Genomic DNA, 23,662 nt, shown 5'->3' on the forward strand with positions numbered 1-23,662 from the left:
CCGGCGTGGGTAGGACATGCAATGAGGGTTTCTTTTCTGTTCGGTGGACAGGTCAGCCTGACCGCCGAAGTCATCGATGAGTTCTGCGAGCGGTGCCCGTCCATCGCACTCGCCTACGAAGAAGCCGCCGCGGTGACCGGATTATCGGTCGACCGACTGCGCGCGCGGGAATCGGCCGCGGAAATGGCGAGCGAACCGGAGGATCGGCACAGCCTCGGCGCATTGCGTCAGGCCGCATTCGCACTCGGTCTCGCCGAGGACCTGGCCGCACGCGGTTTCGAGCCGGAGGCCGCCGGTGGGCTGAGCCTGGGCGCGCTGATCAGCACCTGTGTGGCCGGAGCCGTGGAGCGGCACGAATTGTTCGGCATGCTGCATCACCGCCGGCTCGTGCCGGAATTGCCGGAAGGTGTTGCCGCACAAGGAATGGGTCTGATGTACACGCCGATCGAAGACGATCCGGCGAACTATTACGGTGCACGCCGCCCCGGTGTGCATCTGGCCGTCGACACCGGCCCGATCGATGATGTGCACCGATCATTCGTGATCTCGGGTTATCTCACGGCACTGCAAGAGATCCTGGCCGAAATCGAGGCGTCCTCGGACACCCGCCAAATGTTCGTACTCGACGCGTACAAGGGTGCTTTCCATTCTCCGCTGCAACAGCATGCCGCGGATTTCATGCGCGGATTCGTCGACGATATGACCTTCCGCGATCCGAAAATCCCGGTCTGCTCACCGGTGCGGCAGCGCAGCCTGACCACCGCCGACGATGTCCGGGATTTCGTGCTGCACAACAACTTACAACCCGCCCGCTACGAGCCGTTGATCCAGGAAATGGATCATATCGGCATCCGCGGTGGCCTCATCCTCGGCCCCGGCCTGCCACAGCCCGCAGATCGGCCCTTTCCGGTCGAACTGGTTGCCGAGCCGATCGATCTCGACCGGCTGCCCGGGATAGCGCAGTTGTCGGCCGCGCGGGATGTGCAGAGCGTATGAAGCGTTTCACGCAACGCCGAGTGCTGGTGACGGGCGCGGGTTCCGGCATCGGCCGGGCCATCGTCTTGCGGCTGCTCGAAGAGGGAGCGGAGGTGGTCGGGGTGAGCAGAACCGGCGATGGCCTCGCCAAGACCGCTCAGCTCGCCATGGATCAGGGCTCGGGCGACCGGCTCACCGTCGCGTCGCTGGATATCGCGGACGAAGCGGCCGTCGAGCAGACGGTGCCCGGACTGCTGGCCGGCGGCCTGGATGTGCTGGTGAATGCCGCTGGGATCGTGCGCATGTCGCATACCCATGAGACCACCACCGAGCTGTGGAATACCGTCCTCGGCACCAATCTGACCGGAACGTTCCTGGTGACCCGCACCGCCCTGCCCGCACTACTCGAGTCCGGGCGCGGGGTGGTGGTCAATATCAGCTCCAATGCCGGGTCCTATGCCGCGCCGTATCGCGCGGCCTACGCGGCGAGCAAGGGCGGACTGGAGGCCTTCACGCGAGTGCTGGCGCTGGAGTACAGCAAGCGGAATCTGCGCGCGGTCTGCGTCTCCCCCGGCGGCATCGAGACGGCCATGACCTACAGCCTGCTCGATGTGCCACCGGATATCGATCCGGGCCTGATGAGCAAGCTGGCTCCGGCCATCGGGCCGCTGCTCGGCGCACCCGAGATGGTCGCCGGTGTGGTCGCGATGGTCGCGTCCGCGGACGGCGAATTCATCACGGGCACGACAATTCACGTAGACGGTGGCGCGCACGTCTAGAGACTGATCGGCGCCGATGTCAGGTAGCGCTGGAGGGTCGGTGCGATATCGGCGATGATCTGCTCGCGCGTCAGGCCGACCACCGGCGCCAGCTCGAGCACATAGCGGCACAGCGCGAGCCCGAGCAACTGGGTGACGATCAAACCCCCGCGGCGCTGCGCGTCGGCCGGATCGCCGAAGCGCAGCACCGCGGGCAGCACCTGTTCGGCGAAGATCTGCCGAAAGCGTTGGCTCACCCCCTCATCGGTGATGGACGAGCGCAGCAAGATCACCAGCACCTTGTTGTCGGGCTGGTCCTCCCAGACCGCCAGGAATCGGCGAACCAGCAACTCCCCGAGGGCATCCGGATCGGCCGCGGCGAGATCCGGCAGGTCCAGGCGCACATCGACGGCCGCGGCGAAGAGTCCGTCCTTACTGCCGAAGTAGCGCATCACCATCGACGGATCGATCGCGGCATCGGCGGCGATGGCGCGAATGGTCGCCTTGCGAAACCCTTCGGCGGCGAAGCGGGCGCGCGCCGCCGCCAGGATGGCCGCGCGGGTGGCATCGGAGCGACGTGCAGGTGGTTGATCAGGGTCGATGTTCATGCCAACAAGTGTAGGCCAACAGCTGTTGACTTCCGCGAGCCGGTAGCGCTACGGTTATGCCAACAAGCGTTGGCCTACAGATGTTGACCTAGGAGTTCCAATGAACACCACCCCGCTGCCGGAGACCACTTCCGTCGTCATCGTCGGGGCCGGTCCGGCCGGACTGACCACCGCGATCACCCTGGCCGACGCCGGTATCGACTTCGTTCTGCTGGACCGGCTCACCGAGGGTGCGAACACCTCGCGCGCCGCGGTGGTGCACGCCAGGACCTTGGAGGTGCTGCGGGAAATCGGCATCGCCGAGGAACTCGTGGACCGTGGCATCGTGGTGCCGACCTTCCGGGTGCTGGACGGCAACCGCACACTGGCGACAGTGCCGTTCGGCGGACTGCCCACCGAGTACCCGTACACGCTGATGGTTCCACAGGACACCACCGAGGCCGTACTGCTCGCACGGTTGCGCAAGGCGGGCGGGGATGTGCACCGGCCCTATCGGATCACCCAGGTTCTCGATGAAAATGACGGCGTCACAGTCGAATACATCGACGGCGCGGGCGCGGCAGGCACGATCCGCGCGGGCTATGTGGTCGGCGCGGACGGGATGCACAGCGTCGTGCGGGAGCAGGCGGGTATCGGCTTCACCGGCGACACCTACCCGGAATCCTTCGTCCTCGCCGATGTACGGATGGACTGGCCGATCGCGCGTGACGAAGTGGCACTGCACCTTTCGCCGGAGGGCGTGACGGTGGTCGCGCCGCTGCCGGACGAGAGCGATCCGAATCGGTACCGGGTCGTCGCGACCGTCGACGAGGCCCCCGAGCACCCGACCATCGAGGATATCCAGGCCATCCTGGACACCCGCGGCCCCGGCGGCACCGTGAAAGTACGTGAGGTGCTGTGGAGCTCGCGCTTCCGGGTGCACCACCGCGTCGCCGATCACTACCGCGCGGGTCGTCTGCTGCTGGCCGGCGACGCCGCACATGTGCACAGCCCGGCAGGTGGACAAGGTATGAACACCGGCATCCAGGATGCGGCCTTCCTCGGTCCGCTGCTGGCCCGGGTCGTCAGCGGCGAGCCCGACAGCGTGCTCGACGCCTACGAGACCACCCGTCGCCCAGTGGCTCTCGGCGTCGTCGCCTTCACCGATCGCATGACGAAGATGGCCACCTTGCACCCGCTCCCGGCACGCATCGTCCGCAATACCGTTATGACGGTGGCGACTCGCATCCCGGCGGTCCGGAACAAGCTGGCATTCCGCCTCGCGGAACTCGCCAACCGCTGAAACCGGGCCACGCCAGCGTGAAGGCCTCAGCCGCCGCGCACCGATTTACCTGCCGCACAAGGATTTGCCCGGTCATTCGATGCGCGCCGGACGGTGCGCGGCGTCGGGCATCGTCCTACCGGATGCCGACTCTCCGGAGCGGATCGCCATTGGCGAAGTCGACTTGGCGGTCCGCGTTGGACAGCGCCGTTACGACGCAGGTGCCGAAGGAACCGGACCGGTCGAACAGTGTCGCGCTGCCGACGGCGATTCCGTCCGCGCTGATGTGGCTGTCGGCCTCCACACCGATCTCCAATCCGATGACAGGTCGGGCGAGCGCGAGCGTCAGATCGGCATTGATAAAACCGATTCCGGCCGTACCCCAGTTGGTCATGAGGCTCGTCGATTCACCGATCATCGCGGCAGCGGCGAAGGCCGAGGGGGGCTCATCCTCGACCACCGAAAGCGGAGCCTGCCACATGCGTTTGCGTCCGTTGTTCTGATGCTCACTGATCCGGGATGACCAGCCATCGGCGGTGCCGTCGCTGTTCCACATCGGCGTGGTAGGGCCGTCTGCGATCGGAACCAGCGGCGGCCGGGGCGATTCCGCACGCGTCCACAGCTCGCCCGGAGGCTGCACCGACCGCTTCAGGAAGACCGCGCTGGCGCGAGCCACGTCCGCGCCGTCCTGCATCAGTGCGGCATCGGCGACACGGATGCGCCGACCCTCGCGTACCAGCTCGGTCACCACCGTCACGGGTTTTCTCAGGGTGGGACGGAACAGGTCAACGGTCAGCCGGGCCGGGGTGAATCCCGTGGCACAGTGCTGCTGTTCCAGCGCCCTGGCCAGCAGGCCGCAGATCGCGGGCCCGTTTACCATCTTTGATGACCAGCTGCTTGCCGCAAACGGCAACGGCTCGAAACCGTCGTCCTTTGCCGCGAAAAACGCATAGGGCGTTGCCAATTCGATCTCCTGCCGCACCGGCCCACTCGGATACCGCAACGGCAAGGGCCACCGCGATGTCGCGGCAGCCCTTGCCGTTAACGGTCGAACCTACTGTCTACTTGCTACTCGCCTCGATGTGCTCGTCGGCCGGGCGCTCCTCGGTTTGCGCCTTGGCCCAACGGTAATCGGGCTTGCCCGCCGGATTGCGCTTGATCTGATCGACGAACCACACGCTGCGCGGCAGCTTGTAGGACGCGATCTCCTGGGTGAGCACCGGACGCAGTTCGTCGAGGGTGGGTCGCTTGTCGCCGCGACACTGCACAACCGCGGCCACCCGCTGTCCCCACCGCTCGTCCGGAACACCGACCACGAGCGCGTCGAAGATCTCGGGGTGGATCTTGAGCGCGCCCTCGACCTCCTCCGGATAGATCTTCTCACCGCCGCTATTGATGCTCACCGAACCGCGGCCGAGCATGGTGACGGTGCCGTCCTCCTCGACCCGGGCGTAGTCGCCGGGAATGGAGTAGCGAATTCCGTTGAACTCCTTGAACGTTGCCTTGGTCTTGGCCTCGTCCTTGTAGTAGCCGACCGGAATGTGGCCGCTGCGCGCGAGGAACCCGACCTGCCCGGAGCCCGGCGCCACCGGATTGCCCTGGTCGTCGAGCACCTGGGTAGCGGCATCGATCTTCACCCGCGGACCGCCGGTGTGGTTGGCGCCCTTGGCGACAACGGCGAGACCGCCGAAGCCGGTCTCGGAAGACCCGATGGAGTCGGTGATCATCCGGTTCGGCAGGCGTTCCAGGAACTGGTCTTTGAGCGTCGGGGAGAACAGCGCCGCACTGCTGGCGATCAGATACAGGCTCGAAAGATCGTACGGCTCACCGGTTTCCGGATTGCCCTCGGCCAGCGCATCCATCATCGGCCGGGCCATGGCGTCACCGGTGATGAAGATGAGGTTGATCTTGTGCCGGTCGATGTGCTGCCACACGCCGTGTCCGGTGAACTCCGGAATCATCACGGCCTTACCGCCGTCGAACAGGCTGTGGAAGGTCGCGGTCTGCGAACCGCCGTGGATCATCGGCGGAATCGGGAACCGCACCATCTGCGGATTGCCCGCACCGGTCTTGGCCTGATGCCATTCGTCCTCGACGTATTCGCCGGTGAGGAAGTTGATGCCGCCGCCGAGCACGCGCCACCAGTCCTCGTGCCGCCACATGACGCCCTTGGGCAGGCCGGTGGTGCCGCCGGTGTAGAGCATGAAGATGTCATCGGGCGAGCGCTCGCCGAAGTCGCGCTCACCGGAGGACTCGGCCAGCACCGTCTCGTATTCCACCGAATCGGCTGCGGTCGCAATGGTGCCGGTCGTATCGTCGTCCACGACGATGACCGTCTTCAGCAGGGGCGTATTCGGGCGAACCCCGGCCACCCGGTCGCTGTAGCGGCGCTCGTGGATCAGCGCGACCATATCCGAATTGTCGAAAATGTACTGCAACTCGTTCTCGACGTAACGGAAGTTCACGTTGATCATCACGGCGCGTGCCTTGAAGACCGCGACCATGGCCTCGACGGCCTCGACCGTATTCCGTGAATAGATGCCCACCTTGTCACCCGGTTGGACACCCTGTTGCAGCAGGTAGTTCGCGAGTTTGTTGGCCCGCTCCTCCAGCTGCGCGTAAGTCACCTCGCGGCCGTCGTCGGCCAGCGCTACGCGGTCGGGCATCAGATCGATGGCGTGTTCGACTAGGTCCGCTATGTTGTAGCTCACAAAGCTAAAAATAGAACGTGTTACTGTTTCTGACAAGGCTGAATTCGACTCACCCCGGCCCCCTGGAAAGTCAGGAGAATCTCCCAATGCCAGATTGCCTCGTCGAGAAGCGCGATCACGTCCTCATCGTCACCATGAATCGGCCCGAGGCCCGCAATGCCCTTTCGGCCGAGATGATGGCGATCATGCGCGACGCCTGGGACCAGGTGGACAGCGATCCCGATATCCGTGTCGCGATCCTGACCGGTGCGGGCGGTGCGTTCTGTGCGGGCATGGACCTCAAGGCGATGACCGCGCGGCACCCCGGCGACAACGCGAGCAGCTTCGATCCGACCAAATTGGAGGCGCTGCTCAAGGGCCGCCGACTCACCAAACCGCTGATCGCGGCGGTTGAGGGTCCGGCCATCGCCGGTGGCACCGAAATCCTGCAGGGCACCGATATCCGGGTGGCCGCCGAAAGCGCGAAATTCGGTGTATCCGAGGCGCGTTGGGGCCTGTTTCCGCTCGGCGGCTCGGCCGTGCGGCTGGTCCGCCAGATTCCCTACACCGTGGCCGCCGACATTTTGCTGACCGGTAGGCACATCACCGCCGGCGAGGCCAAGGAAATCGGGCTGATCGGGCATGTGGTCCCGGACGGCACCGCCTTGGACAAGGCGCTCGAACTCGCCGCGCAGATCGCCGCCAACGGTCCCCTCGCGGTGCAGGCGATTCTGCGCACCATCCGGGAGACCGAGGCCATGCCGGAAGAGGACGCCTTCCAGATCGAGGCGAAACTCGGCATGTCGGTCTTCCGTTCGGCCGATGCCAAGGAGGGCCCGAAGGCCTTCGCCGAGAAGCGCAAGCCCACCTTCACCGGCAGCTGAACTACGTTCGCGCCGAGGCAAGTCGAGTGGTGCCCACCCGGATCACTCGGGCCACCATTCGACCGGCATCGGCGTCGATCAGTTGCCGGGGTAGTCCATCCAGAAGGGCTCCCACTGGTGGCCGTCCGGATCGATGAACGTGCGGCCGAACATGCCGACCTGGGCTTCCTGGGCGCGGCGGTCGTCGTTGATTTCCTCGGTGGCGCCTGCGGCCAGGGCGGCATTGGTGAGCGCGTCGACCTCCTGTGCGCTGGCCAGGGATAACGCGTAAGCGCCGCCGCTGGTCGCGATCGTGTCGGCGATCGGGCGCTTGCTGAAGTTCGAATAGAAGTCCTTGGTCAGCAGCATGGCGCAGATGTTGTCGTCGATGACGATGCACGCGGCATTCTCATCGGTGAAGTCCTGATTCACCTTCCAGCCGATCGCCTCGTAGAAGTTTCTGGACCGGCCCAGGTCCGCGACGGGAAGGTTGATGAAGAGCATCTTGCTGGGCATGCGGGATCCCTTACGTCGGCTTCGGCGGTCTCTATGTAGAGACGGATCGAGCGCGCGAAACTCATCGCTTCCAGGCACTGTGTGGCCGAACACATCTGCCACACCGCAGCGATGATCTTGAAACCGCTGGTAGGCGGTGGTCTCGCATTCGCTCGCCCAAGCGCAAGAGACTAATGACGGACTGCGTCCGGCGGCGCCCGATCGTGGCAATTCAGGTCTCGAATGTGTCGGTGGGCTGTGGCAGGGTGACACCCATGAACGACTCCGTCGGCCTCACCCCGGACGTCCTCGATTCCTTCGAAGGACACCGGCGGGAACTGTGCGCCTACGCCTATCGCATGCTCGGTTCCTCCTTCGAAGCGGAGGACGCGGTGCAGGAGACCTTCACGCGCGCGTGGAAGTCCTACGACTCGTTCGAGGGTCGCGCCAGCCTGAGGTCCTGGCTGTACAAGATCACCACCAATGTCTGCCTCGATATGCTCGACGGCCCGCAGCGCCGGGCCCGGCCGATGGATCTGTCCGGTCCGTCGCGGCCGGATTCGCCGCTGCCGATGCCGCAACCGGATTACGTCTGGATCGAACCGATCCCGAATGCACTGGCCTTCGGATCGGATCCGGCCGAGCACGCCTCGGCCAAGGACACATTGCGGCTGGCGTTCGTCGCGGCCTGTCAGCATCTGCCCGCGACCCAGCGCGCCATCCTGATCATGCGCGAGGTGCTGCGGTTCTCGGCCAGCGAGACGGCCGAGGCACTCACCATGTCCCCCGCCTCGGTGAACAGCGCACTACAGCGCGCCAGGGCCACCATGTCGAAGGTGCAGCCGACGGCCACCGATACTTATGACGAAACCGATGACGATCAGCGCAAACTCGTCGACGATTTCGTCAAGGCGTTCGAGGCCTACGATATGGACACCCTCACCACCCTGCTGAAAACCGATGTGGCACTGTCCATGCCGCCGATCGAACTCTGGGTCTCGGGCCCCGAGAATGTGGCCGCGTTCATGCTCGGCCACGGCAAGGGCTGCCGCGATTCCCGCATGATCCGGTTGGCAGGCGCCAACGGGTTGCCCGCATTCGGCCACTACAAGCCGAGCGAGACCGAGCCGGGCGTCTGGGTGCCGTGGTCCATCACCGTGCTGGAGTTGGACGGCGACTCGATCGCCGGACTCAATTTCTTCCTCGACACCGAAAAGCTGTTCCCGCTCTTCGGTTTGGCGCCGGAGTTGCGCGAACCGGTTGCGTGAGGCTGCGCCGCCAGGGTTCGGGCAGTCCGGGGAATGGGCAGGTCGGGCGGCGGCCGAGCATGGCCTAGCCGGTCACAGTCGGACCACATAGGGGCAGGTCGGGCGGTGAGGTCGAACAGGCTAGGACGGGCGACCAGGCAGGTGGGGCTGCACGTCAGGTGGTGCCCGGATGCTGTCGCACAGCCCGTAAGGGTCGCGCAGAGGCAATGACTGTCGCATAGCCCGTAAGAGTCGCGCAGAGGCAATGACTGTCGCACAGAGGGCACAGCCTCTGCGCGACGTTCACCCGATATGCGACAACCAGTTTCGCTACATCCACCGGCCGAACAAGCCAAGCGAGCGACAAACCGAGCACTCAGATGGCACCCCGACGCATCACACAGAAAGTGAACGTCGCACAGAGGCAACGGCTGCCGCACAGAGGACACCCCTCTGCGCAACGCTCACCCGATATGCGACAACCAGTTTCGCTACATCCACCGGCCGAACAGGCCAAGTGACGGGACAAGCCGAGCACTCAGGCGGCACCCGACGCCATCACACAGAAAGTGAACGTCGCACAGAGGCAACGGCTGCCGCGCAGAGGGCACACCCTCTGCGCGACGTTCACTCGGTATGCGACAGCAGATCCGCTGCGTTCGAGGGCGTTACGATGCCGGGATGTAGCGGTCGCGGAGTTTGCGCTTGTAGAGCTTGCCGTTGGGGTCGCGGGGGAGTTCGTCGAGGTAGTCGATGGAGCGGGGCATCTTGTACTTGGCCAATTGGGTTGCGGCGAAGGACATCAGTTCGGCGGTGAGTTCTTCGTTGCCCTCGACACCGGCGACCGGCTGGACGACGGCCTTGACCTCCTGGCCCCAATCCGGATGGGGCAGACCGAAGACCGCGACATCCTCGACCTTCGGATGGGTGGTCAGCACGTTCTCGATCTCGGCCGGGTAGATGTTCACACCGCCGGACAGGATCAGATCGGAGCGGCGGTCGTGCAGGTAGAGGTAGCCGTCCTCGTCGAGGTGGCCGATATCGCCGACCGTGAAAAGGTCACCGACCCTTGCCTCTTCGGTCTTCTCCTTGGCGTGGTGGTATTCGAAGCTGGACGCGCCCATGCGCATGTAGACCAGACCGGTCTCGCCCGTGGGAACTTCGGATCCGTCTTCCTCGCTCAGCACCTTGATCACCGACCAGGGCCAGGCCTTGCCGACCGAGCCGGGCTTCGTGAGCCATTCGGTCCCGTTGATCACCGTGCCGCCGCCCTCGGTGGCCGCGTAGTACTCGGTGACCGTCGGGCCCCACCACTCCAGCATCTGTCGCTTGGTCTCGGCCGGACACGGCGCCGCGCCGTGCACCATGCTGCGCAGCGACGAAACGTCATATTTGGCGCGCACATCCGCGGGCAGCGCGAGCAGGCGATGGAATTGGGTCGGCACCATATGGCTGTGGGTGACCCGGTGCTTGTCGATGAGCCGCAGCATTTCCTCGGCGTCCCAGCGATCCATCAGAACGACCTTGTGCCCCAACTGGATCGAGATCGTCGCGAAGTTCAGCACGGCGGTGTGGTACAGCGGCGAACCACAGATGTGCACGTGATCGTCGTAGGGCTTCAGCCCGAACAGGCCGAAGAAGGCGGGCGAATGCGGCGGTACGACATCGGGGTCGGTGCCGGTGAGCGGACGCCGAACACCCTTGGGCCGCCCCGTGGTTCCCGAGGTGTAGAGCATCGGCGCGCCGGTGGTCCGGTTATCGGGGCGACCGGTATCGGCCGCACCCAGCCACGACACCGACTTGAAGCCCTCGATCTCACCGACCGCGAAGCGCGCGGCGGCGGGCAGCCCGGCCTCATCCGCCGCGGCGATCGCGGCGGCGGCGAACCGGTCGCTGGCGATGAAGGCCTTGGCCTCGCTGTCGCCGAGGATGTAGGCGACCTCTGGGCCGGTCAGATGCCAGTTCACCGCGACGATGTACAGCCCGGCCTGATAGGCCGCGAAGTAGGCGGCGACCGCCTCAACGCAGTTGTGCACCATGCTGACCAGCACGTCGCCGGGCTGCAGGCCGAGCGCCCGCAGTCCGGTGCCGTAGCGGTTTGCGAGCGTGGCCAATTCGCGATAGCTCACCTCGCGGCCGGATGGATCCACCAGTGCGAGCCGATCGGGTTCCGCGTTCGCGATGTTCCAGAGACCGAGAATTTCTACTGACTCCCTCTGGGGATGGTGAGGAGGCGGGGCCGACGGGGTGGGTGAATCAGTCACCCCTACGAATCTAGAACGTGTTCTACATCTGTACAAGGGGTGCGAGCCGATGCAATTGCTCGATATCTGGAACCGACACGAGCATCTCGGTGACGCCTGCGGCTTCCCACACGCCGAGTTGCTTACGCACATGCTCCTCGTCGCCGATGATCGATGTATCCAGAATCAGCTCATCCGGCACGATGGCGGCGGCCTCGGCCTTCTTCCCGGCTTGGAACAGCCTGCCGATCTCGTCGACCTCGCGCTCATAGCCCATCCGGCGGTAGACCTGGGCATGGAAATTCAGTTCAGGCGCGCCCATACCGCCGATGTAGAGCGCCATGATCCAGCGCATCCGCTCCAACTCGCTCTTGGGATCGTCGGTGATCACCACCTGACAGCTCGCGGCGATCTCGAAATCCGCCCGCGAACGCCGTGCGCCCGCCCTCGCGAAGCCTTCGTCGAGCCAGTCGTTGTACATCCCGGCCAGCCGCGGCGCGTAGTAGATCGCCAGCCAGCCGTCGGCGATCTCGGCCGTCAGCGCCACATTCTTCGGCCCCTCCGCACCCAGCCAGATCGGCAAATCCGCTCGTAGCGGATGCACGATCGGCTTGAGCGGCTTGCCGAGTCCGGTGGCACCTGGTCCGGTGTAGGGCAGCGGGTACTGCGGCCCGTCATTGGTGACCGGCGCCTGCCGCTCCAGGATGCGGCGAATGATGCCGACGTACTCCCTGGTGCGTTGCAACGGCTTAGCGAACGGCTGGCCGTACCAGCCCTCCACTACCTGCGGCCCCGAAACGCCGAGCCCGAGGATGGCCCGGCCGCCACTGAGATGATCCAACGTCAGTGCGTGCATGGCCGTCGCGGCGGGCGTGCGCGCCGACAACTGCACCACCGAGGTGCCCAACCGCACCCGATTCGTGGACGAGCCCCACCACATCAGCGGCCCGAAGGCATCCGACCCCCAGGATTCGGCCGCGAAGACCGCGTCGAAACCGGCCGCTTCGGCGGCGACCACTATCTCACCGGCATTCTGTGGCGGCTGCGCCATCCAGTACCCGAGTTGCAATCCGAACTTCATGGGAGACCTCTTTCCAGCCAACTTCTTGCCACCAGAATAAGAACCTGTTCTACTCGATTTCGTGGCTGAAGAAAATACAGCGTCGCGGAGCGACTCCGTGAGGGGTGGTGGTCGGGCGACGGGTGGGCATACCGCATCCGGCACAATCACGGATGAGAGAGGGTCGGATTTGAACACCGGACCCGATGTACTCAGCGCACCCCTGCGGGTGCAATTCGACTACACGCGATCGGTCGGACCGACCATCGGCACCTTCCTGGCCAAGCTGCGCGCCCGCCGGATCGTCGGTGTGCGCGGCTCGGACGGGCGGGTATTGGTGCCGCCGCCGGAATACGATCCGGTCACCTCCGCACCGCTGACCGAATTCGTCGATGTGGCCGATACCGGCACCGTCCAGTCGTGGACCTTCGTGCGCGAACCACTGCCCGGTCAGCCGTTCGACCGCCCGTTCGCCTGGGCGCTGATCAAGCTCGACGGCGCGGACACCACGCTGCTGCACGCCGTCGATGTTTCCACACCCGAGGACATCCACACCGGACTGCGCGTGGTCGCGCGCTGGGCCGAGGAGACCATCGGCAGCATCAAGGACATCGCCTGCTTCGAACCGGGCGAGACGTCCACCGCACCGGCGGAATCCAGCGCGGACGGCGAGCCGATCGAGGTGCTCATCACCCCGGTCGACCTGCAGTACATGCACAGCGCGTCGCCACAGGAGACCATCTACCTGCGCGGTCTGGCCGAGGGCAAGCTGCTCGGCGGGCGCACGGACGCCGCGGGCAAGGTGTACTTCCCCCCGCGCGGCGCCAATCCGACCGACGGCAGGCCGACCGACGAAATCGTCGAACTGCCCGACCGCGGCATCGTCACCACCTTCTGCATCGTGAATGTGCCGTTCATGGGCCAGCGGATCAAGCCGCCGTATGTGGCGGCATATGTGCTGCTCGACGGCGCGGATATCCCTGTGCTGCACCTGGTGCTCGGATGCGACGCGAGCGAGGTGCGGATGGGCATGCGGGTGGAGGCGGTGTGGAAACCACGCGAGGAGTGGGGCTTCGGACTCAGCAATGTGGACCACTTCCGACCCACCGGCGAGCCGGACGCCGACTACGAGACCTATAAGCACCATCTCTGAGAGGCCACGTTGACGAACAACGATAGCGGCATAGCGGTTGTGGGCTTCGCCCACGCACCGCATGTGCCGGAGACCTTCGGCACCACCAATGGTGTCGAGATGCTGGTGCCCATTTTCCAGCAGCTCTACGCCCGGCTCGGCATTACCAAGTCCGATATCGACTTCTGGTGCTCGGGGTCCTCGGATTACCTTGCGGGCCGCGCCTTCTCGTTCATCTCGGCGGTCGACGCCATCGGCGCGGTGCCGCCGATCAACGAATCGCATGTGGAAATGGACGCCGCGTGGGCGCTCTACGAGGCCTTCGTGAAACTCCGCTCCGGCCAGGCGCAGACGGCGCTGGTGTACGGCTTCGGCAAGTCGTCGGCGGGTACGCTGCGCCAGGTTCTGACCATGCAGCTCGATCCGTATCTGGTCACTCCGCTGTGGCCGGATGCGTGGTCCATCGCGGGTCTGCAGGCACAGGCCGGACTGGATGCGGGACGCTGGACCGAACGCGAGATGGCGGCGGTGGCCGCCGGTGATTCCGGCGATATCGAAAACCTGCTCGCCGCACCGTATGTCGCCGATCCGCTGCGCGCGCACGATATCGCACCGGTCACCGACGGCGCGGCCGCGATTGTGCTCGCGGTCGGTGATCGGGCGCGTGAACTGTGCGAGCGTCCGGCCTGGATCACCGGTATGGCGCATCGGGTGGACACCCCCAATCTCGGCGCCCGCGATCTGACCGTCTCCCCGTCTACTTCGGCTGCGGCGCAGTCGGTTACCGGCGGCGATACCAGCGGATTCGATATCGCCGAACTACATGCGCAGTTCAGTCATCAGCAGCTGATCCTCGCCGAGGCCATCGGCCTGCGTCCCGAGACCAAGGTGAATCCGTCGGGCGGCGCACTCGCCGCCAATCCGATGTTCGCGGCGGGTCTGGAGCGCATCGGCTTCGCGGCCGAGGCGATTATCGCGGGCACCGCGAATCGCGCGCTCGCCCATGCCAGCAGCGGTCCGGCCCTGCAACAGAACTTGGTAGCCGTTTTGGATTCGGAGGCGAGATGAGCACAGCATCGCGTAGCGATTCGGTGAGGGGCGGCGGTCGGGTGACGGGTGGGCGTTTTCCCGCTGCGGTGCTCGGCACCGGACAAACCCATCACGTGACGAAACGAACCGATGTGTCCATGGCGGGCATGTGCCGCGAGGCGATCGATCGTGCACTCGTCGACGCCGGACTCACCATCGCCGATATCGATGCGGTGGTGGTCGGTAAGGCGCCGGACTTCTTCGAGGGCGTCATGATGCCCGAGCTGTATCTGGCGGATGCGTTGGGCGCCACCGGAAAACCGCTGCTGCGCGTGCACACCGCCGGATCCGTCGGCGGCTCCACCGGTATCGTCGCCGCCAATCTGGTGCAGGCGGGGGTGCACAAGCGCGTACTCGCGATCGCCTGGGAGAAGCAGTCGGAATCGAATGCCATGTGGGCGTTGTCGTTTCCGGTGCCCTTCACCATGCCGGTCGGCGCGGGCGCGGGCGGCTACTTCGCACCGCACGTGCGTTCCTATATCCGTCGCTCGAATGCGCCGGGCCATATCGGCGCGATGGTGGCGGTGAAGGATCGCCGCAACGGCGCGAAGAATCCGCTGGCACATCTGCACCAGCCCGATATCACGCTGGAGAAGGTGCTGTCCTCCCAAATGCTGTGGGATCCTATCCGATTCGACGAGACCTGCCCGTCCTCGGACGGTGCGTGCGCCGTGGTGATCGGTGACGAGGATGCCGCGAAGGCCATCGAGGCCACCGGCAAGAAGGTCGCGTGGGTGCACGGCACCGCCATGCGCACCGAGCCGACCACCTTCGCCGGACGCGATCAGGTCAATCCACAGGCCGGACAGGATGCGGCGGCCGCACTGTGGCAGGCCGCCGGAATCACCGACCCGCTCAACGAAATCGATGTCGCCGAGATCTACGTGCCGTTCTCTTGGTTCGAGCCGATGTGGCTGGAGAACCTGGGGTTTGTCCCGCAGGGCGACGGCTGGAAGCTCACCGATAAGGGTGAGACCGAGATCGGCGGGACCCTGCCGGTCAATCCGTCCGGCGGCGTGCTCTCCTCGAATCCGATCGGCGCCTCCGGACTCATCCGATTCGCCGAGGCCGCCAAGCAGGTCATGGGCCGGGCCGGGGACTACCAGGTCGCGAATGCCAAGAAGGCGCTCGGACACGCGTATGGCGGTGGGTCGCAGTACTTCTCGATGTGGGTGGTCGGCTCGGAGCAACCGAACTGATGACCCCGCTGAAGTTCACCGTCGGTATCGCGCTGAGTCCGCTGGAGCAGCTGCCGGAATTGGCGAAAACCGCTGAGGACTGCGGGTTTTCGTCGATCGCCCTACCGGATTCGCTGTTCTATATGCAGTCGGCGGCGGCGAAGTATCCCTACACCGCCGACGGCAGCCGCTTCTGGGGCCCGGACACGCCATGGGTCGACCCGCTCATCGGAGCGACCGCCATGGCGGCGGTGACCAGCCGGATTCGCTTCTACACCAACGTGCTCAAGCTCGGCTCACGCAATCCGCTGCTGCTTGCCCGCCAGGTGGGCTCGGTCGCCAATCTGTCCGGCAACCGGTTCGGGTTCGGCGTTGGAATCGGCTGGGCACCTGAGGAATTCGAATGGTGCGGCGTGCCCTACGCCGACCGTGGCGCACGGGTCGACGAGATGATCGAGGTCATCAAGCTGGTACTCGACGGCGGCATGGTCGAGTACCACGGGAAGTTCTTCGACTTCGAGCCGCTGCAGATCAGCCCGGCGCCGAGCGAACCGGTGCCGTTCTACATCGGCGGCCACACGGGGCCCGCACTGCGCCGGGCCGCCAAGGTCGGCGACGGCTGGACCTCGGCGATGATGACCTACGACGAACTGTGCGTCACCATCGGCAAGCTCGGCGCACTGCGCACCGAATTCGGCCGGGAGAGTGTGCCTTTCGAAATCCAAGCGGTGTGCATCGACAAGTTCGGGCGCTCCGGATATCAGGATCTGGCCGATGCCGGGGTGACCGACGCGATCGTGGTCCCATGGCTGGCCGACGGCATCGGCTTCGACGGTGAGCTGGCGGCAAAGCAGGATTCGCTGCGCCGCTTCGCCGCGAAGAATATCGAGGACCCCATCGTCGCGAAGGCACGCGTATGAGTACTTCCGAACATCCAGCAAGGACCGCCGGGCTCGCCTCGCAGGCCGCGGTGCGGGCCAGGGACAAGCAGGCCTGGGTCGATCTGTTCGCAACCGACGGCATTGTCGAAGATCCCATCGGCCCTTCCGGTTTCGATCCGGAGGGCAAGGGCCATCGCGGCAAGGAGGCCATCGCGGCCTTCTGGGATATGGCGATCGCGAAGACCGATTCGATCGAGTTCCTGTTCGAGGACTCCTTCGCCTGCGGTAACGAGATCGCCTTCACCGGTCTGATCCGCACCAAGATGGGCGGACACCAGATCGATGCCGAGGGCGTGTTCACCTACAAGGTCGACGAATCAGGCAAAATCGCCGCGCTGCGGGCCTTCTGGGAGGTCGACCGCGCCATGGCTACGGCCAAGCCGATTACCTGAGCGCGCTGCCCCTCCCCTCGGGGGCAGCACAACAAGGGCCCCCGCACCGGCTATTGGGCAAACCGGTGCGGGGGCCCTTGTCTGTCACCGAGGGCCGGGGACCCAGGCTGCCGACACAAGCCTGGATCCCCGGCGATTCAGTGCGCGACCGGGCAGCCCGAGGCTTTGTAGTCGACCTGGAATTCCTTGACCCCGTTGAGCCAGCCGGACCGCAGCCGCTTGGGGTCACCGAGCTTGGTGATATCGGGCATGGCGTCGGCAATGGCGTTGAAGATCAGATCGACCTCCATCCGCGCCAGATTCGCACCGATGCAGAAGTGCGCGCCGGTACCGCCGAAGGACAAGTGCTGGTTGTCCTTTCGCATGATGTCGAACTTCTCCGGGTGCTCGAAGACCTCTTCGTCGAAGTTGGCCGAGCGGTAGAGCATGACCACCCGCTGCCCCTTCTTGATCTGCACGCCGCCGAGTTCGGTGTCCTCCAGCGCGGTCCGCTGGAACGAGGTGACCGGGGTGGCCCAGCGAATGATCTCGTCCGCGGCGGTGGTCGGACGCTCCTTCTTGAACAGCTCCCACTGGTCCGGATGCTCCAGGAAGGCCGCCATGCCGTGGGTGATCGCATTGCGGGTGGTCTCATTGCCCGCGACGGCGAGCATGATCACGAAGAAGCCGAACTCCTCCGGCGTCAGCTCGTCACCGTCGACGTCCGCCTCGATCAGTTTGGTGACGATATCGTCGGCCGGACATTCCTTACGCGCCGCGGCCATTTGGTAGGCGTAGCCGAGCACCTCGGCGGAGGCGGCGACCGGATCGGCCGTGCTCTCCGGATCGTCGTAGCCGGTCATATCGTTGGACCAGGTGAAGACCTTCCTGCGGTCCTCCTGCGGGATGCCGATCAGCTCGGCGATCGCCTGCAGCGGCAGTTCGGAGGCCACCTGGGTGACGAAATCGCCGGCGCCGTTCTCCGCCGCCTCCTTCACGATGGCCTCGGCCCTGGTCTTCAGTTCTGCTTTCAGGCCATTGATCACGCGCGGGGTGAAACCGCGCGAGATGATCTTGCGCAGTTTGGTGTGCTGGGGCGCGTCCATGTTCAACAGGACGAAGCGCTGCAGTTCGATCTGCTCGCGGGTGATGTCGTCGTTGAAGCGCGGGATGGCGGTGTTCTCGAAGGTGGAGAACACATCGCTGCGGCGCGAGACCTCCTTGACGTCCGCGTGCTTGCTGACCACCCAGAAGCCCTCATCGTGGAAGCCGCCGATTTCCGGTGGCTGCGGATTCCACCAAATCGGCGCGGTACGGCGCAGTTCGGCGTACTCCTCGACCGGAACACGCTCGGCATAAATGTCCGGGTCCGTGACATCGAACCCATCCGGCAGGTTCGGCCGGGCATTGCGCTGGTCTACCACCAGATGTCTCCTTCGACAAACTGAAACACGTTCTACAATCATTGAAGCATAGGCTGCATAATGAGGGAAGAACAGGACAGATTCCGCCGTATTGCGCGTAAACACACGTTTCAGTTTCTGTCCCGAAAGAAAGGTTGGACATGGGCACACCCGTCATCGTCGAGGCCGCTCGCACCCCCATCGGCAAGCGCGGCGGCTGGCTCGCCGGTCTGCACGCCGCCGAACTGCTCGGCGTCGCGCAGCGCGGACTGCTCGAGAAGGCGCACCTGGATCCCGCAGCGGTGGAACAGGTCATCGGCGGCTGCGTCACCCAGGCCGGCGAACAGTCCAACAACGTGACCCGCGTCGCCTGGCTGCACGCCGGACTGCCGTGGCAGGTCGGCGCCACCACCATCGACGCGCAGTGCGGATCGGCGCAGCAGGCCAACCATCTGATCGCCGGACTGATCGCGACCGGCGCCATCGATATCGGCATGGCCTGCGGCGTGGAGGCGATGAGCCGAGTTCCGTTGGGCGCCAACGTCGGCGAGAACGCGGGCCCGCGTCGCCCGGCCTCCTGGAATATCGATCTGCCGAATCAATTCGAGGCCGCCGAGCGTATTGCCAAGCGGCGCGGCTTCACTCGCGGCGATCTCGATGAACTCGGCGTCCGCTCGCAGCGGTTGGCCGCTCAGGCCTGGGCCGAGGGACGCTTCGATCGCGAGGTGCTCACCGTGACCGCGCCCGGTGTCGACAAGGAAGGCAAGCTCACCGGCGAAAAGCTGGATGTGACAAGGGATCAGGGGCTGCGCGAGACCTCGCCCGAGGGGCTGGCCAAGCTGAAGCCGGTACTCGAGGGCGGAATCCACACCGCGGGCACCTCCTCGCAGATCTCCGATGGCGCGGCCGCCGTGCTGCTGATGGACGAAAAGGCCGCGCAGCGAGCGGGTTTGCGCCCGCGCGCGCGGATCGTGAGCCAGGTGCTCGTCGGCGCGGAGCCCGAGTTCCATCTCGACGGTCCGGTGCAGGCCTGCACCCGGCTGCTCGAACGCTCCAGAATGAATATCGGCGACATCGACCTTTTCGAGATCAATGAAGCCTTTGCGGCAGTGGCACTTTCATGGGCTTCTGTACACAAACCAGACATGGACCGGGTGAATGTAAACGGTGGCGCCATTGCCCTCGGACATCCCGTCGGTTCAACCGGATCTCGGCTCATCACAACGGCTTTGCACGAACTGGAGCGTTCCGGTGGCAGCACCGCGATGGTGCTCATGTGTGCAGGTGGCGCATTGGCGACAGGCACCATCATCGAGCGCTTGTAGCACTTTCAACCAATTCTGCTACAAAGTTGAACGTTCATCCCAATGAGCCCAAAACGTGTCGTACGCCACACAAACTCCAGCACAGGCACGTAGATGACCTATCAGCTATCTTTTCGCTATCGTAGACCTATCGGGGAAGACCCTCGCGACGGGCCAGAACCGGTGCACACCACCCCTTCTCAAGAGCCGTTGGCGTGACCCGCAAACGCAACCGTCGCAGTGACTTCACCGGAGCGGTACCTAGAAGCTTCAAGGAAATCCTGAATCAGGCGTAGGTTTTCAGTTACTGAGCCGCTAATATCAATGATACGTATCCGAGATAACGACTGTTAGTACAGCGAAGGGAATTGGGCGGCTCACAATGGCTGATTTCGCGGCGCGGCTGAACAAGCTGTTCGAAACCGTGCATCCCCCGGGGCGCAAGCCGCACACCAACGCGGAGGTTGCGGCTGCGCTGACGGCCTCCGGGCATCCGATCTCGAAACCGTACCTCTCGCAGTTGCGGTCGGGACAGCGGACCAACCCGTCGGACGAAACGGTGGCTGCACTGGCCAAGTTCTTCAAGGTCAAGCCGGACTACTTCTTCAACGACATCTATGCCGCCAAGATCGATCACGATCTGGAGTTGCTGTCCCAGCTGCAGGGCTACGGACTGCGACGGTTGTCGAGTAGGGCGTTCGATCTGTCCGAAGAATCACAGAACCTCCTCACCTCCATGGCGGAGAAATTGCGGGCAAGCGAAGGTCTGCCCGAAATTCCTCCGGACGGTACCGAATAGGTTCTCCCACAGCGCAGTACGGTGCGACCCACAGGGTCGCACCGTACTGCGTCATGGGTATGGATGCTTCTCGACTTGCGCCACCCATGAATTATGGGCTTGGCAACAAGTGCAGGGTTGCGATAAAAGCGCGCGCCTGGAGTGACCGCGTTGTGACGAAATCAGTTGTGCGGATACGTCGGTAGACAGATGGAATCCGGCAGGCCATCAGAGCCTTGCCGGATTCCTTGCTATGTCAACCGTATTGAATACCCGGAGCGAGTCCTCGGAATGCTTCGGACTGATCGGTTTTGATTGCACACGATCAATTTCGGGCAGCGGCTTCGGCACCCGCTTCGTAGGCGCGCGCGATTGCCTGGACCCAACCGCGAGGACTAATGCCCTCGGGCGGAGCAATCCACCGTGCGTCTACTACTACATCACCCAATGGGTTTCGCGCCCACTGCGCAACTCGGTCCGCACGCGCCGATACCAGTGGCGGCGGTGGGCCCGCGGTGACAATTTCGACGCCGCCGCCGGATTGCAGATACAGCGCGTCCATGATCTGCGCGACCTGATCGGATGCCTTGAGCTGCGTCGAGGTACCGGTCTGCTCGTGGGCGACCACCTCCGGAAACCGGCCGACCATGATGCCGTGCAAAACCTTGATCTGCCGCAACAGGATTCGCGCACGCACCCACAACTCCACCACGATCCAGACCGCACCGAACGCGATGAGCAGCGCGGCCGCCGCCCAGATCGGCCAGGCCCAGTCCGGTTCGCCGGCCCGCGCGGGCGGCGCATCGATGGAGGCCCGGCGGACCTGCAGTGCGGCCAGCACCGCGACGACCGCGGTGCCCGCGGTATAGATCGCGATACCGCGACCGAGGGTTGTCCAGTCCAGATTGCGCACACCGGTGACAACGATGAATACACAGCCGAGTGCTACGACTATCCAGCCGAAGGTGGTGGACCAGAACAGATTCACCGCCACCGCGAGCACACCGACGCCATAGATGACCAAGGCGATCTGGCGCAGATTGCGGCGGGAGACGACCGGCCATGCGGCCGAGGCGACCACCGAGGTCGCGGCCGCGAACAGGATCCAGGCCGAGGCGACGACGCCGTCGGAGAGCAGGCCCGAACGCAGGCCGCGCGGTCGCAGGTTGTCCAGCGCCAGCGCGATTTCCGGAACCGCGACGGTGGCCGCGAGTGCGACCGCCGCGACCGCGACGACGATCGCCACCCGGGCGGTCGTCGCGGGCTTCACCAGCACGCGCCCCACACGCGCGCCGGCGGCAACCCAGACCAGCATGGCCGTCAACCAGAGGGTCATCCCAGCGCCTCATCGAATCGAAGGACCGAGACGCCTGCGCCCCGGCTGTTGAACACGCGGAGTCGGGTCATCAACATGGCGGCGAAGGTTTCGGCCTCCCATTCGGCGAGTTCGTCGGCGCCGTCGTCGACGATCTGCTCATGCGCCCGCTGACTGAGCATGTAGGCGATCAGATCGTCGCTGGCTTCCAGCGTCACCTCCGGCGCGGGCGCACCCTCGTGATCGAAGACGATATGGCCCAATTCGTGTGCGAGCGTGTGGTCGCGGCTCGGCAGCGCCGTGGCGAGCACGATGACATCGCGGTCCGGATAGAACCGGCGCTGGCCGCAGACACCGGGACCCAGTTCGGCACTGGCGATTTCGATCTCGCGGCGCCGCTCGCTGGCAATGGAGGCGACGACCTCCTCCAGGGTGGTCGCATCGGAATCCGCGGCGACGGCGCATACCGCGTCGACGGCCGCCGCGACCCGGCGGTAGGCCCGGAGTCCGCTTTGGGTCCTGCTCTCAGTCATCGGAGCCCCTTTACGTCCTCGGTCCGAAGAATTCGGCACGAGCGGCGTCAATGCGGGCCTGTGCGGCTGACGCGCTCTGGAAACTCACTGCGCCGGAACCGGTTCCGGCCAGTGCGAGCGCGATCAGGCCGCCGACGACGCCCAGTACGTTGGGCTTCGGCAGGCCGTCGTCTGCACTGGTGTGCCGGACGTCCGAATTCGGCTTGGCCGATGGCGCGGGAGGTGCGGCGGGCGGCGCAGGCGGTGGTGCCTGCTCAGGAGCGAGCGCGGGCGGCGCGGCCACCGGAACCGGCGCGATCCGCGGTGCTGCCGGTGCGGGCGGAACAATGATCGGAACGGGCGGTACCGCGGGCGCGGGCGGCGTCGGCAGCGGGATCAAGAGCAGCAGCAGCGGCGAAGCCGAACCGACCGCAGCGGAACCGACGGCCGCCGAACCCACAGCGGCAGAACCGGTTCCGGCCGAGCCGACGCCCGCGGAACCGACACCAGCCGAACCGACCGCGGCTGAACCCGTACCCGCCAGCGCCGAGCCGGCGGAACCGACTGCGGCGGAACCAGTTCCGAGCACAGCCGAACCCGCACCGAGCACAGCCGAGCCCGTACCGGCGGCCGCGGAACCGACGGCGGCGGAACCAGTTCCGAGCACAGCCGAACCCGCACCGAGCGCAGCCGAGCCCGTACCGAGCGCAGCCGAGCCGACGGCAGCGGAACCGGTCCCGAGAACGGTGGCGACCCCGGCCGAGCCGGCGGCGATGATCGCGCCGACGCCCGCGGAGCCGGTGCCGACGATGGTGCCCACGCCTACCGAGCCACCGCCGAGGAGTGCGCCGAGCAGACCCGTCGCGGCTGAACCAGCTGCGGCTGAACCGGCGGCGGCCGAGCCGGGACCGGCGGCGGGGTTCACACCGGCTGCGGCGTCGGTCGGATCGATCGGCGAACTGACACTCGACTGGCCCGGAATCGTCAGCGGCATCCAGACATCGCCGTTCGAATCCGGCGTCGGATTATTCGGGTCCGCACACTGCGCACAGGCGCCGCCGGGCTGCGCCTCGGCCGAAACACCCCCGAGTAGCGCAAAGCCGGCGACAGTCGCAAGTACTGCGACCACACGCGACGTGCGACCAACGGCCATGCGCCAGCCTTCCCCTCATCCGAAATAGCGCAGATCTCTTGCCCGGTCGCAACACTTCAGTTCCGGGACTTCAACGAACGGGAGCCCATAGTAAACCCCAGCCCAAATCCGCGCAGTGGCTCGGGCCACGCCGGGTATTCGACACGCCCGACCCGCCACATGCCGGTTCTCGGTCGAACGCCCAGATCATGCCATCGGGAGTTCGGCTGTAATCCCGAGCACATTCCGCGTCGATCCCCCGAACGCGCGCTGGACTAAACGGGCAGACCAGTACGTATGTCGATGC

General features: G+C 65.4%; 22 protein-coding genes. 12 read left to right on the plus strand and 10 right to left on the minus strand.

Going from position 1 to position 23,662, the window contains the following annotated elements; all coding sequences use genetic code 11:
- Positions 1-21 precede the first annotated feature (21 nt).
- Positions 22-996, plus strand: a complete 975-nt coding sequence (locus ACQPYR_RS41125; protein ID WP_433625179.1) for a hypothetical protein — start codon at positions 22-24, stop codon at positions 994-996.
- Complete coding sequence (locus tag ACQPYR_RS41130; protein WP_433625181.1) at positions 993-1,754, plus strand: SDR family NAD(P)-dependent oxidoreductase; 762 nt, start codon at positions 993-995, stop codon at positions 1,752-1,754. The genes ACQPYR_RS41125 and ACQPYR_RS41130 overlap by 4 nt, the downstream gene beginning before the upstream one ends.
- Here ACQPYR_RS41130 and ACQPYR_RS41135 read toward each other — a convergent pair.
- A complete protein-coding gene (locus ACQPYR_RS41135; RefSeq protein WP_433625183.1) occupies positions 1,751-2,341 on the minus strand; it encodes a TetR family transcriptional regulator in 591 nt (196 codons plus the stop codon). The two genes, ACQPYR_RS41130 and ACQPYR_RS41135, sit on opposite strands and share 4 nt — an antisense overlap.
- A 100-nt stretch (positions 2,342-2,441) precedes the next feature.
- Here ACQPYR_RS41135 and ACQPYR_RS41140 point away from each other — a divergent pair, with 100 nt between their 5' ends.
- On the plus strand, positions 2,442-3,623 hold the full coding sequence (locus tag ACQPYR_RS41140; protein ID WP_433625185.1) for an FAD-dependent oxidoreductase: 1,182 nt from the start codon (positions 2,442-2,444) through the stop codon (positions 3,621-3,623).
- Positions 3,624-3,738: 115 nt separating this feature from the next.
- On the opposite strand, the gene ACQPYR_RS41145 is transcribed toward ACQPYR_RS41140, so the two are convergent.
- Together ACQPYR_RS41145 and ACQPYR_RS41150 are read right to left on the minus strand one after the other, a co-directional pair.
- On the minus strand, positions 3,739-4,566 hold the full coding sequence (locus ACQPYR_RS41145; protein WP_433625188.1) for a thioesterase family protein: 828 nt from the start codon (positions 4,564-4,566) through the stop codon (positions 3,739-3,741).
- A 97-nt stretch (positions 4,567-4,663) separates the two neighbouring features.
- Positions 4,664-6,313, minus strand: a complete 1,650-nt coding sequence (locus ACQPYR_RS41150; protein ID WP_433625191.1) for an acyl-CoA synthetase — start codon at positions 6,311-6,313, stop codon at positions 4,664-4,666.
- Between the two features lie 86 nt (positions 6,314-6,399).
- On the opposite strand from ACQPYR_RS41150, the gene ACQPYR_RS41155 reads away from it, so the two are divergent.
- Positions 6,400-7,176 carry a crotonase/enoyl-CoA hydratase family protein gene (locus ACQPYR_RS41155; protein ID WP_387286449.1) on the plus strand — a complete coding sequence of 259 codons (777 nt, stop codon included), beginning with the start codon at positions 6,400-6,402 and terminating at the stop codon, positions 7,174-7,176.
- A gap of 78 nt (positions 7,177-7,254) precedes the next feature.
- On the opposite strand, the gene ACQPYR_RS41160 is transcribed toward ACQPYR_RS41155, so the two are convergent.
- Entirely contained in the window at positions 7,255-7,671 is a 417-nt protein-coding gene (locus ACQPYR_RS41160; protein WP_433625194.1) for a VOC family protein, read from the minus strand.
- Between the two features lie 254 nt (positions 7,672-7,925).
- On the opposite strand from ACQPYR_RS41160, the gene ACQPYR_RS41165 reads away from it, so the two are divergent.
- On the plus strand, positions 7,926-8,918 hold the full coding sequence (locus tag ACQPYR_RS41165; RefSeq protein ID WP_433625197.1) for a sigma-70 family RNA polymerase sigma factor: 993 nt from the start codon (positions 7,926-7,928) through the stop codon (positions 8,916-8,918).
- Positions 8,919-9,565: 647 nt separating this feature from the next.
- On the opposite strand, the gene ACQPYR_RS41170 is transcribed toward ACQPYR_RS41165, so the two are convergent.
- Both ACQPYR_RS41170 and ACQPYR_RS41175 read right to left on the minus strand, forming a co-directional pair.
- A complete protein-coding gene (locus ACQPYR_RS41170; protein WP_433635385.1) occupies positions 9,566-11,098 on the minus strand; it encodes an acyl-CoA synthetase in 1,533 nt (510 codons plus the stop codon).
- Positions 11,099-11,183: 85 nt separating this feature from the next.
- Entirely contained in the window at positions 11,184-12,221 is a 1,038-nt protein-coding gene (locus ACQPYR_RS41175) for an LLM class F420-dependent oxidoreductase (protein ID WP_433625200.1), read from the minus strand.
- Positions 12,222-12,390: 169 nt separating this feature from the next.
- Here ACQPYR_RS41175 and ACQPYR_RS41180 point away from each other — a divergent pair, with 169 nt between their 5' ends.
- Genes ACQPYR_RS41180 through ACQPYR_RS41200 form a run of 5 tightly spaced genes read left to right on the plus strand, consistent with a single transcriptional unit; the run spans position 12,391 to position 16,932 of the window.
- The gene (locus ACQPYR_RS41180) at positions 12,391-13,353 is read left to right on the plus strand and encodes a Zn-ribbon domain-containing OB-fold protein (RefSeq protein ID WP_433625202.1); all 963 of its coding nucleotides are present in this window, start codon (positions 12,391-12,393) and stop codon (positions 13,351-13,353) included.
- Between the two features lie 9 nt (positions 13,354-13,362).
- Positions 13,363-14,400, plus strand: a complete 1,038-nt coding sequence (locus ACQPYR_RS41185; protein WP_433625205.1) for a thiolase domain-containing protein — start codon at positions 13,363-13,365, stop codon at positions 14,398-14,400.
- A complete protein-coding gene (locus tag ACQPYR_RS41190) occupies positions 14,397-15,620 on the plus strand; it encodes a thiolase domain-containing protein (RefSeq protein ID WP_433625208.1) in 1,224 nt (407 codons plus the stop codon). Before ACQPYR_RS41185 ends, ACQPYR_RS41190 begins: the two co-directional genes overlap by 4 nt.
- Positions 15,621-15,628: 8 nt before the next feature.
- On the plus strand, positions 15,629-16,519 hold the full coding sequence (locus tag ACQPYR_RS41195) for a TIGR03619 family F420-dependent LLM class oxidoreductase (protein WP_433635386.1): 891 nt from the start codon (positions 15,629-15,631) through the stop codon (positions 16,517-16,519).
- A complete protein-coding gene (locus ACQPYR_RS41200) occupies positions 16,516-16,932 on the plus strand; it encodes a nuclear transport factor 2 family protein (protein ID WP_433625210.1) in 417 nt (138 codons plus the stop codon). Before ACQPYR_RS41195 ends, ACQPYR_RS41200 begins: the two co-directional genes overlap by 4 nt.
- Before the next feature lie 137 nt (positions 16,933-17,069).
- Here ACQPYR_RS41200 and ACQPYR_RS41205 read toward each other — a convergent pair whose 3' ends face one another.
- Positions 17,070-18,377, minus strand: coding sequence for a cytochrome P450 (locus ACQPYR_RS41205; protein WP_433625212.1), 1,308 nt, complete (start codon positions 18,375-18,377; stop codon positions 17,070-17,072).
- 98 nt (positions 18,378-18,475) lie between these two features.
- Between ACQPYR_RS41205 and ACQPYR_RS41210 the strand changes: the two genes are divergently transcribed.
- Positions 18,476-19,639: a steroid 3-ketoacyl-CoA thiolase gene (locus ACQPYR_RS41210; RefSeq protein ID WP_433625214.1), complete on the plus strand. Its 1,164-nt coding sequence runs from the start codon at positions 18,476-18,478 to the stop codon at positions 19,637-19,639.
- Positions 19,640-20,000: 361 nt separating this feature from the next.
- A complete protein-coding gene (locus tag ACQPYR_RS41215) occupies positions 20,001-20,417 on the plus strand; it encodes a helix-turn-helix domain-containing protein (protein WP_011207048.1) in 417 nt (138 codons plus the stop codon).
- Between the two features lie 304 nt (positions 20,418-20,721).
- On the opposite strand, the gene ACQPYR_RS41220 is transcribed toward ACQPYR_RS41215, so the two are convergent.
- Genes ACQPYR_RS41220 through ACQPYR_RS41230 form a run of 3 tightly spaced genes read right to left on the minus strand, consistent with a single transcriptional unit; the run spans position 20,722 to position 23,376 of the window.
- Positions 20,722-21,732, minus strand: coding sequence for a hypothetical protein (locus ACQPYR_RS41220; protein WP_433625216.1), 1,011 nt, complete (start codon positions 21,730-21,732; stop codon positions 20,722-20,724).
- A complete protein-coding gene (locus ACQPYR_RS41225; RefSeq protein ID WP_433625219.1) occupies positions 21,729-22,244 on the minus strand; it encodes an ImmA/IrrE family metallo-endopeptidase in 516 nt (171 codons plus the stop codon). The genes ACQPYR_RS41220 and ACQPYR_RS41225 overlap by 4 nt, the downstream gene beginning before the upstream one ends.
- 10 nt (positions 22,245-22,254) lie before the next feature.
- A complete protein-coding gene (locus tag ACQPYR_RS41230) occupies positions 22,255-23,376 on the minus strand; it encodes a hypothetical protein (RefSeq protein ID WP_433625222.1) in 1,122 nt (373 codons plus the stop codon).
- Positions 23,377-23,662 lie beyond the last annotated feature (286 nt).

Origin of the sequence: Nocardia sp. CA-120079 (genome assembly GCF_050955745.1) — a bacterium.
GTDB lineage: Bacteria > Actinomycetota > Actinomycetes > Mycobacteriales > Mycobacteriaceae > Nocardia.